This is a genomic window from Pseudomonas coleopterorum (genome assembly GCF_900105555.1).
Classification (GTDB): domain Bacteria; phylum Pseudomonadota; class Gammaproteobacteria; order Pseudomonadales; family Pseudomonadaceae; genus Aquipseudomonas; species Aquipseudomonas coleopterorum.
The window spans coordinates 1,004,382-1,019,901 of sequence record NZ_FNTZ01000001.1 but is presented as its reverse complement, the minus strand read 5'-3'; the positions used below and the strand labels follow the sequence as shown (position 1 = coordinate 1,019,901).

The following is a 15,520-nucleotide window of genomic DNA, read 5'->3' as shown; positions in this document are numbered from 1 at the left end:
GGCGCGCCACACAAGGCGCGCCTGTGGGCTTAATGGTCGGTATGCAGGTACTTGGGTTGCTTGGGCAAGCGCAGACTGAACAGGAACGCGATCGCCATCATCACCGTCACGTACCAGTAAAACGCGTTTTCGTTGCCCATGTTCTTCAGGTTCAGCGCGACGAACTCCGCCGACCCGCCGAACACGGCGTTGGCCACAGCGTAGGCCAGGCCAACGCCCAGCGCGCGCACTTGCGGCGGGAACATCTCGGCTTTGACCAGACCACTGATCGAGGTATAGAAGCTGACGATGGCCAAGGCCAGGGTGATCAGCACGAAGGCCAGGAACGGGCTGGTGACGGTCTTCAATACCATGAGGATCGGCAAGGTGCACAAGGTACCCAGACCGGCGAACCAGAGCATGGAGTTACGGCGGCCGATCCGGTCGGCGAGCATGCCGAACAGCGGCTGCATGCACATGTACAGGAACAGCGCGCCGGTCATGATCAGGCTGGCGGTCTTGGCGTGCAGGCCCGCGGTATTGACCAGGTATTTCTGCATGTACGTGGTGAAGGTGTAGAAAATCAGCGAGCCACCTGCGGTGTAGCCCAACACGGTGATGAACGCCGCGCTGTGGTTCTTGAACAGCCCGGCGATGCTGCCGGCGTCCTTGTCGTTGCGGGTCTCGGCGGTACTGGTTTCCTCAAGGGTACGGCGCAGCAACAGCGAAATGATCGCGGCCACCGCACCGACGAAGAACGGAATACGCCAGCCCCACGCGCGCAACTCCTGCTCATCGAGAAACTGCTGAAGGATGACCACGGTCAACACCGCCAGCAGCTGCCCACCGATCAGGGTGACGTACTGGAACGATGCAAAGAAGCCACGCTGGCCGCGCAAGGCTACTTCCGACATGTAGGTGGCCGTGGTGCCGTATTCACCGCCCACCGAAAGGCCCTGGAACAGCCGGGCCAGCAGCAGGATGATCGGCGCCCAGACGCCAATGGTGGCGTAGGTGGGCAGGCAGGCGATCACCAGCGAGCCGGCGCACATCATCAGCACCGAGATCATCATCGAATTCTTGCGGCCATGCTTGTCGGCCACCCGGCCGAACAGCCACCCACCGATGGGCCGCATCAGGAAGCCCGCCGCGAAGACCCCGGCGGTGTTGACCAATTGCACGGTGGGATCGTCGGAGGGAAAGAACGCGGGGGCGAAGTAGATGGCGCAGAAGGCGTAGACATAGAAGTCGAACCACTCCACCAGATTGCCCGATGACGCGCCGACGATTGCGAAAATGCGCTTCTTGCGCTCCTCACCGGTGTAATGAACTGTTGTCATGTTTTAGTTCTCATTGAGGTCGGTAAAGGCTAGACATAACCTGTTACAACCCCAGGCACAAGGTGATTGGCTGTCTGGGAGGTTGAGGGTTGGCTTTAGGGCCTCTTCGCGGGCAGAGCCCGCTCCCACAGAAAAACCCGCTCCCACAAGGACATTTGATCTATGTGGGAGCGGGGCGGGCGGCGAGCCCTCTGCCCGCGAAGAGGCCCGTCAGGTCCCCCTCAAACCCGCTCTATCGCCAACGCCAACCCCTGCCCTACCCCCACGCACATCGTCGCCAGCCCGCGCTTGCCGCCGCTTTTTTCCAACTGATGCAGCGCCGTCAACACCAGCCGCGCACCGCTCATGCCCAGCGGGTGGCCTAAGGCAATCGCACCGCCGTTCGGATTGACCTGCGCGGCATCGTCCGCCAGCCCCAGGTCGCGCAACACCGCCAGGCCCTGGCTGGCGAACGCCTCGTTGAGCTCGATCACGTCGAAGTCCTCGACCGCCAGGTTCAGGCGTTCGAGCAGTTTGCGCACGGCCGGCACCGGACCGACCCCCATGACCCGCGGTGCGACCCCGGCACTGGCCATGCCCAGCACGCGGCCACGGGCAGTCAGGCCGTGCTTTTGCACCGCCTCGGCGCTGGCAAGGATCATCGCGGCGGCGCCGTCGTTGACACCCGATGCGTTACCCGCGGTCACGGTCTTGTCGGCGCCGTTGACCGGTTTGAGCCTGGCCAGGGTTTCCAGGGTGGTGTCGGCGCGCGGATGCTCGTCCTGCTCGACGACGGTTTCGCCCTTCTTACCCGGAATGCGCACCGGCACGATTTCTTCGGCGAAGAAACCCGCAGCCTGTGCGGCAGCGGTGCGTTGCTGGCTGCGCACGGCGAAGGCGTCCTGGTCTTCACGGGAAACCTGGCAATCGTCGGCCACGTTATCTGCCGTCTGCGGCATCGCATCGACGCCGTACTGGGCCTTCATCAGGGGGTTGATGAAACGCCAACCGATGGTGGTGTCTTCCAGTTTCATGTTGCGGGAAAAACCGGCATCGGCCTTGCCCATGACGAAAGGCGCGCGCGACATCGACTCGACGCCACCGGCAATCGCCAGCTCCATTTCGCCACTGGCGATGGCGCGAAACGCTGTGCCGACCGCATCCATGCCCGAAGCGCACAGGCGGTTCAGGGTCACGCCAGGTACACCTTCGGGAAGACCGGCCAGCAGCAGCGCCATGCGTGCGACGTTGCGGTTGTCTTCGCCCGCCTGGTTGGCACAGCCCATGAACACCTCGTCCAGCTGCGCCCAGTCCACGCCGGGGTTGCGTTCGAGCAACGCCTTGATCGGCACCGCTGCCAGGTCGTCGGCGCGCACGTGGGCCAGGCTGCCGCCGAAGCGACCGATGGGCGTGCGCACCGCATCGCAAATGAATACGTCGCGCATCATGCTTCTCCCGGTGCCTGGCCGTGGGCGGCCGCCGTGCGTGCTTCCAGGGCGCGCAACGCTTCGAGTTCCGTGGCGTCAGGCTCGGCCGTGGTCTGCACCTGGTCGGCGAAGCGGATCGGCCAGCCGGTCGCTGCGCTGATTTGTTCACGCGTCACGCCCGGGTGAATGGACGTCACCACGAATTCGTTGGAGCCGGCTTCAGGTTCCATGATGCACAGGTCGGTGATGATCCCTACCGGCCCCTGTCCTGGAAGGCCCAGGCGCTTGCGCGAATCGCCGCCTTCGCCATGGCCGACCGAGGTGACGAAATCGAGCTTCTCGACGAAGCTGCGGTGCGACTGTTTGAGAATGATCAACACGCTCTTGGCCGAACCTGCAATCTCCGGTGCACCACCGGCGCCCGGCAGACGGACCTTGGGCTGATGGTAGTCGCCCACCACCGTGGTGTTGATGTTGCCGAAACGGTCGACCTGAGCGGCGCCGAGAAAGCCCACATCGATGCGTCCGCCTTGCAACCAGTAGCGGAAGATCTCACCGGTGGGCACGACGGTGTCGGCGGTTTCTGCCAGCTCGCCATCGCCGATGGACAGGGGCAGCACAGTGGGTTTCGCGCCGATCGGGCCGGACTCGTAGATCAGCACCACGTCCGGCGAGGAGGTCAGACGGGCCAGGTTGGCGGCCTTGGACGGCAGGCCGATGCCGACGAAGCACACCGCGCCGTTTTGCAGACGCCGCGCGGCTGCGACGGTCATCATCTCGTTGGTGGAGTAAGTCATGGAGTCACCTGCGCTGCGCTGGCCAGTTTCGCCTGGTATTCGCTGAAGTCCTGGGTACCACGGATGTACGTGTCGATCCAGGCGGTGAAGGTCGTGCGGTCGCGGGCGATCGGGTCCCAGGCCTGGTAGAACACGTTATCGCGCTCGGTGTAGCCATGGGCGTAGGACGGATGCGCACCACCGGGCACATGGCACACGGCGGCCAACGCCCAGGCCGGCAACACACAGCTGTTCATCGGCGCGTTGAGGTCATCGACGATTTCCTCGACCGTGACGATGCAGCGCTTGGCGGCCAAGGCCGCTTCCTTCTGCACCCCAAGAATGCCCCACAGCAGCACGTTGCCCTTGCGGTCGGCTTTCTGCGCGTGGATCACGGTGACGTCGGGGCGTACCGAAGGCACGGCTGCAAGCACTTCGCCGGTGAACGGGCAGGTGACTGTCTTGATCAGCGGGTTGACCTTGGGCAGATCGGAACCGGCGTAGGCCCGCAGGACCGCGAATGGCAGGCCGGAGGCGCCGGCGACGTAGGCATTGGCCAGGTCGGCATGGCTGTGTTCTTCGATCTCCAGCGACTGGGGCCACTGCTTCTCGACCGCGTCGCGCAGACGATGCAGCGAGCCGACACCGGGGTTGCCGCCCCACGAGAAGATCAACTTGCGAGCGCAACCGGCGCCGATCAACTGATCGTAGATCAGGTCGGGGGTCATGCGGACCAGCGTCAGGTCTTTCTTGCCTTGACGAATGATCTCGTGACCTGCGGCGGTTGGAATCAGGTGGGTGAAGCCTTCGAGCGCGACGGTGTCACCATCGTTGACGAATTGCTTCACCGCATCGGTAAGCGACAGGATTGCAGCCATGTGGGCAGGACTCCTCGATACTGTGAGCCATCTTGTTTGAATGAAGCTGGCGTACAGGTTAGGGCGCCAGCTCCTCACGAACAATCCGATTATCGACTATCCGTTCGATAATCGAACGATACAGCGGCGTGTTTCAGGTCGCGTCGGCGTGGCTGACGCGACTCTTGATCAACAAGGCCACGGTGGCCAGCACGGCAGGAACGACCAGCGCGGTCAGGACCTGTTCGAAATTCCAGCCGAGGCCCAGCAAGGTCGCGCCCATCCAGGCCCCCAGGATCGCGCCGAAACGGCCGATCCCCAGCATCCAGGACACCCCGGTGGCACGCCCTTGCGTGGGGTAGAAGCGCGCGGCCAGCGACGGCATGGCCGACTGCGCGCCGTTGACGCACATGCCGGCAATCAGTACCAGCGTCGCCAGCAGCGTGATGTTGCCCAGGCTTTGCCCGACCGCGTAGGCGAATACGCCAGCGAGCAGGTAGAACGTGGCAATGACCTTGTGCGGGTTGAACCGGTCCATGGCCCAGCCCACGCCCACGGCACTCAGCACACCGCCGAACTGGAACAGCGCGCCGATGAACGCGGCCTGCTCCAGACTCGCGCCGCTCTCGCGCATCAGCGTCGGCAGCCAGCTGGTCAGGAGGTAGACGATCACCAGGCCCATGAAGTAGGTCAGCCACAGCAGCAGGGTGCCGGCGCGGTAGGTGCCGGAAAAGATCACCGCCAGCACGTTGCTCGCCTTGACGGTTTTCTGTTCGGGCACACTGAAACGCTCGGCCCGCGCCACCTGCTCCGGGTCGATCGGCGCCAGGGTGCGACGTATCTTTTCCACGCCCTTGTTGCGCACCACCAGATACCGCGCCGACTCGGGCAGCCAGATCATCAACACCACCGCCAGCACCAGCGGCAGAACGCCGCCGAGCAACAGCAGGCTGTGCCAGCCGAAGGCGGGAATCAGCTTGGCGGACATGAACCCGCCCCCGGCCATGCCGAGGTTGAACCCGCAGAACATGCTGGTCACCAGCAGCGAACGAAAGCGCTCCGGGGTGTACTCGGACAACAGCGTAGTGGCGTTGGGCATGCCGGCCCCTAACCCCAGCCCGGTGAGAAAGCGCAGGATCAGCAGTTGATCGACGTTGCTGCTGTAGGCCGAAGCCAGGCTGAACCCGCCGAACACCAGCACGGCGCCGACCAGCACCAGCTTGCGCCCGAAACGGTCGGCCAATGGCCCGGAGCCCAGGGCGCCGAACACCATGCCGATCAATGCGGCGCTCATCACCGGTCCGAGGCTGGCGCGGTCGATGCCCCACTCCTGCGACAGCGCAGGTGCGATGAAGCCCATGGCGGCAGTGTCCAGCCCGTCGAGGAAGACGATCAGGAAACACAGGATGACCACGCGCCATTGATAGCGCGACAGCGGTCGGTCATTGATCAGGGTCTGCACATCCAGGCACAGCCCCGCAGCGTTGGCAGGTTTGTTCATTGTTGTTCTTGTCATTGTGATTGTCCGGGAAAGACGGGCACGTCGATGCAGGCCATGCGGCCGCATGCCTGGGCAGTCGAAGGTCTAGGGGTGTCGCGTGGTGAGCGTCGGAACGCAAAGGGAGCAAAAGCTGAAGGCGTTGGGCATGAGGTGATCCTCGCTATTTTTATTGGCGACCGCTTGAGCGGTCGATGCGATGGACATTAGTCAGCGCGCCCCGGCCGGGTCAATCGGGCACTGGCGGATGTGTGCGGTCACCGCACACTGCCATGCAGAGCCCCCGCCAAGCGTTCAAGCGAACAACTGCGCGCTCAGATCGCGACTGGCCGACAGCATGATCGGCAGAAAACGCTGCTCAAGTTCCGCCCGGGTGACGCGACCGGCATGGGTGCTGACATTCAGCGCGGCCAATACCTGCCCCGACGCGTCGTACACCGGCACGGCAATCGAACGCAGCCCTTGCTCCAGCTCCTGATCGACGATGCACCAGCCCTGCTGGCGAACCCGTTCCAGGCACTCCAGCAACGCGGTTTTGTTGGTCAGGGTCCGACTGGTCTTGGGCGCAAGATCGGTGTGCTGCAGGTATTCGTGCAGCGACGCGTCGTCGAGTGCCGCGAGCAGGATGCGCCCCATGGAAGTGCAGTACGCCGGCAGCCGACCGCCCACCGACAGGTCCACCGAAATCAGCCGCTGAGTCGTGGCCGAACGAGCGATGTAGAGGATGTCATCGCCTTCGAGGGTGGCCATGTTGCAGGCTTCGTGCAACTGCTCACTCATGCGGTCCAGGTAGGGTTGCGCCGAGACGGCCAAGGGCGTCGAGGACAGGTAGGCATGGCCCAGGGTCAGCACTTTGGGCAGCAGCGAGTAGGTGCGCCCATCGGTGGTGGCATAACCGAGCTTGATCAGGGTATGAAGACAGCGCCGCACGGCAGCGCGGGGAATTTCCGTCCGGTGGCTGATCTGCGCAATGGTCAGGTGTCGCTTGCGCTCCTGGAACGCCTGCACCACCGCCAGTCCGCGGGCCAGCGAGGTCATGAAGTCCGGGTCGCCGGTGAAGGCCTGAATGCGCTTGGCAGGCGATGCGACGATCGGCGGGGCCAGTGAGCTGAACGCAGGGCGCTGTGGCACTTTCGAACCGGTCGCTGACGTGCCTGCCGGTGGTGTGTGTTCGCTCATGGTGCTGCCCTCTGGAATGTTCGAAACCGACCGAGGGCGATTATCGGACCGGTGGGCGATAATCGCAAATCCATTGCGCTGATCCGATTCTTGGCCGGATGGCGTTGCCGGGCGCCCTGAAACTTATTCCTGTCTGTGCTTTCTCAGATTGTGTTCTGCACATTGATACACACCGAATAAACGGCCTCCCTGCCCTGTCGCGGTTGCAACCGGCTACAATGCGGGCTCCAACTGCCAGGCGGCTTTCGACGCCTCATCGGTGGGTTTCAACTTTCCAAATAACAGAGTAATAAAAGTGACGAAAGACGAACTGCGCGCGCAACTGGAGCGCCAGGAACAACGTTACAAGGAAGTCTACGGCGGTGAGATCACCACCTATGCCGCTCAGCCAGATCCAGAACGCAAACCGTGGCGCAAACGTGCCAGCATTCTCGATCAGGCCTTTCAGGAAGAGATCCAGAAGATCGAAAAGGATCTCGAGCAACAGAACGCATGACACAAACGTGGCAGGCGGCCATGGGCCGCTTGTGCCACGTCAATTGTCTTCAGAATTGCGTCATCCGCTGACAGATTTCATACGACCGTTTGAATCATTTCTCCTGGCTCACCGCTTTATCGTGGCCTATCGATAGCCCGAATTTTCGGGGCTCGAGCCAGGCTTGTCTGCAAGACATGCGCTGCCGCCATTGCCCGGTCGCTCGAAAAGCGGACCCACCGGTCAGCGCCTGGGGGGTCATACCGCGTCGATTTCTGGCATAATCGCGCCCCCTCAATGGCCCGGTCACAAAACCTTCATGATCGAATTATTCAGCGCACTGGATGCGTGGGTGCTGATCAGCCTGTTCTTAGCGCTGGCGTTCGTACTCACCTTCGAATTCATCAACGGCTTTCATGACACCGCCAACGCGGTCGCCACAGTCATCTATACCAAGGCCATGCCGCCCCATCTGGCGGTGTTCCTGTCCGGTATCTTCAACTTCCTGGGTGTACTGCTGGGCGGCGTCGGCGTGGCCTATGCAATCGTTCACCTGCTGCCGGTCGAGTTGCTGATCAACGTCAACACCGGACACGGCCTGGCCATGGTGTTCTCGCTGCTGGCCGCGGCCATTACCTGGAACCTGGGCACCTGGTATTTCGGCATTCCGGCGTCGAGCTCGCACACCCTCATCGGCTCGATTCTGGGCGTGGGCCTGGCCAACGCGCTGATCAACGACATCCCGCTGGGCGACGGGGTCAACTGGCAGAAGGCGATCGATATCGGTGCCTCGCTGGTGTTCTCGCCCCTGGCCGGCTTCGTGGCGGCGGCCCTGGTGCTGATCGGCCTGAAGTGGTGGCGTCCGGCGTCCAAGATGCACAAGACCCCGGAGCAGCGCCGCAAGCTGGACGACAAGAAACACCCACCGTTCTGGAATCGCCTGGTGCTGGTCCTGTCGGCCATGGCCGTGAGCTTCGTGCACGGTTCCAACGATGGCCAGAAGGGCATCGGCCTGATCATGCTGGTGTTGATCGGTATCGTTCCGCAGCAGTTCGTGCTGGACCTGAACGCGACCACCTACCAGATCGAGCGGACCCGCGACGCGACCCAGCACCTGAGCCAGTTCTACCAGCGCAACCAGGCCACCCTGGGTGAGTTCCTGGCGCTGGGCAAGGCTCAGCAAGGCGATCTGCCGGAGAAATTCAGCTGCAATCCACAGCAGACCGAACCGACCATCGCAGCGCTGCTGAGCACCCTCGATGGCGTCTCCGACTACCACTCGCTGGCTGCCGAACACCGTATCGAAGTGCGTCGCTACCTGCTCTGCCTGGATGATACGGCGAAGAAGGTCGGCAAGCTGCCGGCACTGGAACCGCGCGAGAAATCCGATCTGGAGAAATTGCGCAAGGACCTCACTGCCACCACCGAGTATTCGCCGTTCTGGGTGATTCTGGCCGTGGCCCTGGCGCTGGGTATCGGCACCATGGTCGGCTGGAAGCGTGTGGTTCTGACCATCGGCGAGAAGATCGGCAAGCAGGGCATGACCTATGCCCAGGGCATGTCGGCTCAGATCGTCACCGCGTGCGCGATCGGCGCGGCCAACGTGTTCAGCCTGCCGGTCTCGACCACGCACATCCTGTCCTCGGGTGTGGCCGGGACCATGGTGGCCAACAAGAGCGGCCTGCAAGGTGGCACGGTTCGTACCATCATGCTGGCCTGGGTGCTGACCCTCCCGGCCTCCATGGGCCTGGCGGCCGGTCTGTTCTGGTTGGCCAGCCAACTGGTGGGATGACCACCGCGTGACACTCTGCAAAAAGGCGCCCGCGGGCGCCTTTTTGCATGGCTGAAGAAACCTCCTGCGCTACTTGCGCTTGCTCCCTCCCAACAGGGAACCCATCAAGCCACGCACCAACTGGCGGCCGAACTGGTTGGCAGCCTGGCGCATCGCCGACTTCAACGCCTGCCCCGCCGCCCCACTGAGAAACTCCCCGGCCTTGTCGGCCAGGCTCGGCTCCGCTGGCTGTACCGGATCTGCCGTCGGCGGCAGTTTACGCGCAGTCAGCATTTCATAGGCGGACTCGCGGTCGATCGGTTTGTCGTAGCGACCGGCGAGCGGCGAGTTGCGCACCGTGGCTGCCCGCTCGGCGTCGGTCAGTGGGCCGATGCGCGACTGCGGTGGCGCGATCGCGACCCGTCGCACCATCGCCGGGGTGCCTTTTTCCTGCAGCGTCCCGACCAAGGCTTCACCCGTGCCCAATTCGGTCAGCACGGCCAGGGTGTCGAACTCAGGGTTGGGTCGGAAGCCTTCGGCGACGGCCTTCAAGGCCTTCTGCTCGCGGGCGGTGAATGCACGCAGGCCGTGCTGGATGCGCAGGCCGAGCTGGGCCAGCACCGCATCGGGCAGGTCGCTGGGCGACTGAGTGACGAAGTACACGCCAACGCCCTTGGAACGGATCAACCGCACCACCTGTTCCAGACGATCCTGCAAGGCCTTGGGCGTGCCGTTGAACAGCAGGTGGGCTTCGTCGAAGAACAATGCCAGCAGCGGCTTGTCGGCATCACCGCGCTCGGGCAATTGCTCGAACAGTTCGGCCAGCAGCCACAGCAGGAACGTGGCATAGACCTTGGGGGCTTCGTGGACCAGGCGGCTGGCGTCGAGCAAATGGATGCGGCCGCGACCCTCGGCGTCGGGGTGCAGAATGTCTTCCAGACGCAAGGCCGGCTCGCCGAACAGCGCTTCGGCGCCCTGCTGTTCCAGGCTGGCCAGACGGCGCAACAGGGCCTGGCTCGACCCCGTGGTCATCAAGGCGCTGTCGTCGCCCAGCAGCTCGGGATTGTCCCGAAGGTGGTTGAGCAAGGCCTTGAGGTCCTTGAGGTCGAGCAGCAGCAGGCCCTCGCGATCGGCCACCTTGAAGGCGGCGTACAGCGCCGACTGCTGGCTGTCGGTGAGCTCCAGCAGGCTGCCCAGCAGCAGCGGCCCCATTTCGCTGAGCGTGGTTCGCAGTGGATGCCCGGACTGGCCCTGGATATCCCACAACGTCACGGGGCAGGCCTGAGGGCGATAATTCAGCCAAGGCATCTGGGCGATGCGCTCGGCGATCTTGCCCTGAGGGTTGCCGCTGGCACCCAGGCCACACAGGTCGCCCTTGATATCGGCGGCGAACACCGCCACCCCGGCCTCGCTGAACGCCTCGGCCAGGCGCTGCAAGGTCACCGTCTTGCCGGTCCCGGTGGCCCCGGCGATCAAACCATGGCGGTTGGCCAAGCGCAGGTCCAGGCCTACGGGTTCACCGCTGGAATCGGCACCGAACAGTACGTGTCTGGCATCCGTCATCTTGCACCTCTGTTTTTATTCAATGAAGCATGACCCAGCGTAATGCCAAAAAAGTCGGCGTGCAGGAAAAACGTGCGCTGGAAGCATTTCTGTGGGAGTCAGTGAGGGCCTCTTCGCGGGCAGAGACCCGCTCCCACATGCACAGATACGCCTGTGGGAGCGGGGCGGGCGGCGAGCCCTCTGCCCGCGAAGAGGCCCGAGAATTCGTGCACCAGCCAAGCCCCACAACGCCAAGCCGCTGACGAATCCCCCCTACGCGGCTATCATCTCGGCCACGACGGCCTGGCGCCGGCCCATACGGACTTTCCCATGCAGCGCACTCCCCTTTCGCTTCCCTGCAACCTCGCGGCGAACCACCAGCCATGAACCGAATGCTGTGGCTGGTCCTGATCATCGTCGTCGCCGTACTGATTCCAGTGATCATGGGCGGCACCGAAATGCTTCAGCGTCTGCGCGGGTTCTCGTTGCTTCTGCTGCTGGGCATGTTCGGCATGATCTGTGTCGGCTGGGTGGTGAATGCCACGCGCCTGCGCCTGCTGCTGGCCGAGCAGGCGACGCGCATCGGTCGGCTGAAGACCGTGGCCGTGGTGATGGCCGCAGAGTTCGCCTATTGCGCCACCCCTGGCGGCAGCGGCGCACCGCTGACACTGCTGGCACTGCTCGGCCGGCACGGCATCGGCGCGGCCAAGACCAGCGCCGTGTTCGCCATGGACCAGCTCAACGACCTGATGTTCTTCTTTTTCGCCCTGCTGTGCATTCTGGTCTACGCGCTGTTTCACAACCTCAGCCAGGCCCTGGAAAGCATGCTGCTGGCCAGCGGTATCCTGATGGCCGGGGCCTTGGTCGCCTGCGCAATGCTGGCGCGCTATCACCGCCCGGCGATCAAGCTCAACGGTCGATTCCTGCGACTGCTGCGGATCAAGCCGGCCACGCGCCGGCGCTGGGCACGCAAGCTGCTGCACTTTCTGGACGCCTTCGCCGACAATTTCCGCCTGCCCCGCCGCGTGCTCGCCCAAGTGTTCGCCTTGACCTGCGTGCATTGGACGTTGCGCTACAGCGTGCTGTATTTCACCTTGCAGGGATTGGGTAGCGAGGTGGACTGGGCGTGGAGTTTCCTGATCCAGATGCTGGCCCTGAGTGCCGGCCAGTTCAGCCTGTTGCCCGGTGGCGCGGGCGCGGCCGAGCTGGCCTCGGCCGCCTTGCTGGCGCCCATGGTGGGCAAGTCGACCGCCGCTGCCGCCATCCTGATCTGGCGACTGGTGACCTACTATTTCTACCTGATCGCCGGCGGCCCGGTGTTCGTCGCCCTGCTGGGCAAGCCCCTGCTCAACAAGTTGCTGCGGGCTCGTCAGGGTTGAGCTCGGCAGGCGTGTCGGCGTCGCGGGCAGGCGTACCCTGCTGCTGTTCCGACACCTGTTGCGCCCACAACGCCTCGGCACCGGGAAACTCGGTGCCGTGTTCTTCGTTCAGCGCTTCGGGATCATAACGGCTCGCGCAACCCGCCCCAAGCACCGGCAACGGCTTTGCACTGGCCTTGTCGCCGGGCTCGTTCATGTTCAGCTGAACACGACGGTCTTGTTGCCGTGCACCATCACCCGATCTTCCAGGTGATAGCGCAGGCCACGGGCCAGAACCATCTTCTCCACGTCGCGGCCGAAACGCACCATGTCGTCGATGCTGTCGCTGTGGCTGACACGGACCACGTCCTGCTCGATGATCGGACCGGCGTCCAGCTCTTCGGTCACGTAGTGGCAGGTAGCACCGATCAGTTTCACGCCACGCAGCGAGGCCTGATGGTACGGCTTGGCACCGACGAAGGACGGCAGGAAGCTGTGATGGATGTTGATGATCTTGCCGGCATAGGCCTGGCACAGCTGCGGCGGCAGGATCTGCATGTAGCGCGCCAGCACCACGACGTCGGCCTGGTGCTGATCGACCAGGCGCGAGACCTCGGCAAACGCCGGCAGCTTGTCCGCAGGGTCGACCGGCACGTGGTAGTAGGGAATGCCATGCCATTCGACCATGCTGCGCAGATCATCGTGATTGGACACCACGCAGGCAATGTCGCAGTCCAGCTCGTTGCTGTGCCAGCGGTGCAGCAGGTCGGCCAGGCAGTGGGATTCGCGGCTGGCCATGAGCACCACGCGCTTTTTCTGCGCGGTGTCGGTGACCCGCCATTCCATGGCGAATTCTTCGGCGATGGGCGCGAACGCGGCGCGGAACGCCTCGATATCGAACGGCAGGGTGTCGGCACGAATTTCGTGGCGCATGAAGAACCAACCGTTCTGGTCATCGGAGTGGTGGTTCGATTCGGTGATCCAGCCATTGTGGGACGCCAGGAAATGGCTGACTTTGGCAACGATGCCAACGCGGTCCGGGCAAGCGGTCACCAGCCGAAAAGTGCGCATGTATTCAAACTCCAGAAACTTCGCAAAGGGCGCCATTCTAGCGGTTGACGGGCAAGTCTGCAGTATTGATTGCAGCCTTGGCTGTCAGGTGCAGAGCCGCCCTGCTGCACCGATCGGCGCCGACGAGCACAGTGTCGATACAGGGGCAGGTATTATATAGATGTGCGGATGTAAACATGAAAAACCCTTCACCTGAATCGTGGATAACCGGCCCGGCTAAAAACGCTGTTCACGTTAATTGTTTACTTGGTTCGGAAGGATGCTTATTATCACACCACTGTTTTCACTGACACTTGCATTCCCGAGGTACCACCATGTCCCTGATCAACGAATATCGCGCTACAGAAGAAGCCATCAAAGAGCTTCAAGCCCGCTTGAAAAACCTGTCGCAAGACGACAAATTGCAAACCGAACTGGAATTCGAAGGCAAATTGCGCACCCTCATGGGCGAATACCAGAAGTCGCTGCGCGACATCATCGCCCTGCTGGACCCGGAAGCCAAGTTGAACAAGGCACCGCGCCCTGCCACCGGAAAAGTTACCGGCACCAAGCGCGCGCGCAAGGTCAAGCAATACAAGAACCCGCACAACGGTGAAGTCATCGAAACCAAAGGTGGCAACCACAAGACCCTGAAAGAATGGAAAGCCAAATGGGGTGGCGATGTGGTCGAGACCTGGGCCACTTTCCTGGGCTAATCGTTACATCTTGTTAAGTCGCACCGTGCCAATCAAAGAACGCCAGTCCCAGGACTGGCGTTTTTTTATGGCCTCTGTTCAGCTCAATGAGGCACCATGCCCACGCGTACCGCCAATGCCTGAGCGTAGGCCTGCCAATGCCGCAGCACTTGCGTCTGCGCCGGATCAGCCTTGGCCATGCATTCGCCCAGCGCGGCATTGAAACCCTGCAAGGTATTGGGTGCGCCAAACACAGGATCGCTCAAGCGCTGTTGGCAGAATTGCAACCAGCGCTGTGTTTCAAGAGGATTCAGGGTGTCCGGAAAGTTGCGCGCTCTATAGCGAAACAATAATTCGGGCAGTCGCGGGTCATCGAACACCCAGTCCGCGCTCGCCAACTGTTGTGGATCCAATGTACGAATGCGTTCACACAATAATCGGTCGCGGTCGCCAATGAAGCTGTCATACAACTGCTGCTCTGGATCGGCACTCTCGGGAAACGTCGTCGTTTGATAGAGCGGTGACAATTTGTAATGCCATTGCGGCTGGTCATTGCATAAGCGCATCGCCCGAGCCTGATAGAGCGGTTTATCCAGATTGAGGCGCTGCCAATCTTCATCGCGCAATACGTTGAGGGGCGCGATGACCGGGCAACGATTGATGTGCAGAAGTTTCAAAGGCACGGGCGCTTCGCCTTCGGCCAGATCCTGACGCCGCTTGTACAACCGCTCTTGCAATACTTCGATACTTTGTTCGATCAAGGGTTGGGGATCGTGAGCCAGATCATAGACGATCAACGCATTGCGATTGGTCGGATGCCAAGCCAGTGGCAGAACCACTGCAGCATAGCGTCGCGCAGCACCGAATTGACCGGAAACATGTACCAGCGGCTGCAACAGCTGAATGCTTTGCTGCACCCGTTGTTTGCTGCGCATTTGAAACAGCCAGTCGTACAGTTTGGGTTGGCGCTGGCGGATCAAACGTGCAAGGGCGATGGTGGCGCGGACGTCGGACAGCGCGTCATGGGCCTGCCCATGGTCGATGCCGTTGGCCGCCGTGAGCAGCTCCAGGCGCATGCTGGCGCGCCCGTCCACCTCTGGCCATTCGATGCCGTCCGGACGCAGGGCATAGGCCGCACGCACCACGTCGATCAGGTCCCACCGGCTGTTGCCACCCTGCCATTCCCGCCCATAGGGGTCGAAGAAATTGCGGTACAGGCTGTAACGGGTCATCTCGTCATCGAAGCGCAGGGTGTTGTAGCCGGCTCCGCAGGTACCGGGCATCGCCAGTTGTGCGTGGACCCGGGTCATGAAGTCGGCCTCGCTCAGGCCGCGGTCGGCCAGGCGCTCGGGGGTGATGCCGGTGATCATGCAGGCCGCAGGGTGCGGAAGAATGTCGTCGCTGGGCTGGCAGTACAGATTGACTGGCGCGGCGATCTCGTTGAGGTCAGCATCGGTGCGGATCCCGGCGACCTGCAAGGGCCGGTCGCAGCGCGGATTGATGCCGGTGGTTTCGTAGTCGTACCAGAAGATGCTGGAAGTCACTGAGGTGTCCTGTGCGCAGTAGCGCGACAGTGTAGAGCCCTGCCCGGCAT

Annotated in this window: 14 protein-coding genes; 4 read left to right on the top strand and 10 right to left on the bottom strand. The window is 62.7% G+C overall.

Annotated features, from left to right (window positions below; translation table 11 throughout):
* Positions 1 to 29: 29 nt before the first annotated feature.
* The 6 genes from BLV18_RS04525 to pcaR all read right to left on the bottom strand — a co-directional run bounded on the left by BLV18_RS04525 (position 30) and on the right by pcaR (position 7,035).
* A complete protein-coding gene (locus tag BLV18_RS04525; RefSeq protein WP_090356603.1) occupies positions 30 to 1,319 on the bottom strand; it encodes an MFS family transporter in 1,290 nt (429 codons plus the stop codon).
* Between the two features lie 221 nt (positions 1,320 to 1,540).
* Positions 1,541 to 2,746, bottom strand: coding sequence for a 3-oxoadipyl-CoA thiolase (pcaF, locus tag BLV18_RS04520; RefSeq protein ID WP_177331312.1), 1,206 nt, complete (start codon positions 2,744 to 2,746; stop codon positions 1,541 to 1,543).
* Positions 2,743 to 3,522 carry a CoA-transferase subunit beta gene (locus tag BLV18_RS04515; RefSeq protein ID WP_056845092.1) on the bottom strand — a complete coding sequence of 260 codons (780 nt, stop codon included), beginning with the start codon at positions 3,520 to 3,522 and terminating at the stop codon, positions 2,743 to 2,745. The genes pcaF and BLV18_RS04515 overlap by 4 nt, the downstream gene beginning before the upstream one ends.
* Positions 3,519 to 4,379, bottom strand: coding sequence for a CoA transferase subunit A (locus tag BLV18_RS04510; RefSeq protein ID WP_090356600.1), 861 nt, complete (start codon positions 4,377 to 4,379; stop codon positions 3,519 to 3,521). The genes BLV18_RS04515 and BLV18_RS04510 overlap by 4 nt, the downstream gene beginning before the upstream one ends.
* Before the next feature lie 133 nt (positions 4,380 to 4,512).
* On the bottom strand, positions 4,513 to 5,859 hold the full coding sequence (gene pcaK, locus BLV18_RS04505) for a 4-hydroxybenzoate transporter PcaK (protein WP_049860672.1): 1,347 nt from the start codon (positions 5,857 to 5,859) through the stop codon (positions 4,513 to 4,515).
* Between the two features lie 291 nt (positions 5,860 to 6,150).
* On the bottom strand, positions 6,151 to 7,035 hold the full coding sequence (gene pcaR / locus BLV18_RS04500) for a pca regulon transcriptional regulator PcaR (RefSeq protein ID WP_192065221.1): 885 nt from the start codon (positions 7,033 to 7,035) through the stop codon (positions 6,151 to 6,153).
* Between the two features lie 295 nt (positions 7,036 to 7,330).
* Here pcaR and BLV18_RS04495 point away from each other — a divergent pair, with 295 nt between their 5' ends.
* A complete protein-coding gene (locus BLV18_RS04495; RefSeq protein WP_049860670.1) occupies positions 7,331 to 7,531 on the top strand; it encodes a hypothetical protein in 201 nt (66 codons plus the stop codon).
* 298 nt (positions 7,532 to 7,829) lie between these two features.
* Positions 7,830 to 9,302, top strand: a complete 1,473-nt coding sequence (locus BLV18_RS04490) for an inorganic phosphate transporter (RefSeq protein WP_090356598.1) — start codon at positions 7,830 to 7,832, stop codon at positions 9,300 to 9,302.
* Positions 9,303 to 9,371: 69 nt separating this feature from the next.
* Here the strand turns inward: BLV18_RS04490 and BLV18_RS04485 are convergent, their stop codons facing one another.
* The gene (locus BLV18_RS04485) at positions 9,372 to 10,844 is read right to left on the bottom strand and encodes a helicase HerA-like domain-containing protein (protein WP_090356596.1); all 1,473 of its coding nucleotides are present in this window, start codon (positions 10,842 to 10,844) and stop codon (positions 9,372 to 9,374) included.
* 362 nt (positions 10,845 to 11,206) lie between these two features.
* On the opposite strand from BLV18_RS04485, the gene gpgF reads away from it, so the two are divergent.
* The gene (gene gpgF, locus BLV18_RS04480; RefSeq protein ID WP_090356594.1) at positions 11,207 to 12,202 is read left to right on the top strand and encodes a glucosaminyl phosphatidylglycerol flippase; all 996 of its coding nucleotides are present in this window, start codon (positions 11,207 to 11,209) and stop codon (positions 12,200 to 12,202) included.
* Here the strand turns inward: gpgF and BLV18_RS04475 are convergent.
* Both BLV18_RS04475 and purU read right to left on the bottom strand, forming a co-directional pair.
* Entirely contained in the window at positions 12,171 to 12,398 is a 228-nt protein-coding gene (locus BLV18_RS04475) for a hypothetical protein (RefSeq protein ID WP_090356592.1), read from the bottom strand. The two genes, gpgF and BLV18_RS04475, sit on opposite strands and share 32 nt — an antisense overlap.
* A 2-nt stretch (positions 12,399 to 12,400) precedes the next feature.
* Complete coding sequence (gene purU / locus BLV18_RS04470) at positions 12,401 to 13,252, bottom strand: formyltetrahydrofolate deformylase (protein ID WP_056845086.1); 852 nt, start codon at positions 13,250 to 13,252, stop codon at positions 12,401 to 12,403.
* Between the two features lie 314 nt (positions 13,253 to 13,566).
* Between purU and mvaT the strand changes: the two genes are divergently transcribed.
* The gene (gene mvaT / locus BLV18_RS04465; RefSeq protein WP_049860664.1) at positions 13,567 to 13,947 is read left to right on the top strand and encodes a histone-like nucleoid-structuring protein MvaT; all 381 of its coding nucleotides are present in this window, start codon (positions 13,567 to 13,569) and stop codon (positions 13,945 to 13,947) included.
* An 83-nt stretch (positions 13,948 to 14,030) separates the two neighbouring features.
* Here mvaT and sbcB read toward each other — a convergent pair whose 3' ends face one another.
* Positions 14,031 to 15,470, bottom strand: coding sequence for an exodeoxyribonuclease I (gene sbcB, locus BLV18_RS04460; protein WP_090356590.1), 1,440 nt, complete (start codon positions 15,468 to 15,470; stop codon positions 14,031 to 14,033).
* Positions 15,471 to 15,520 lie beyond the last annotated feature (50 nt).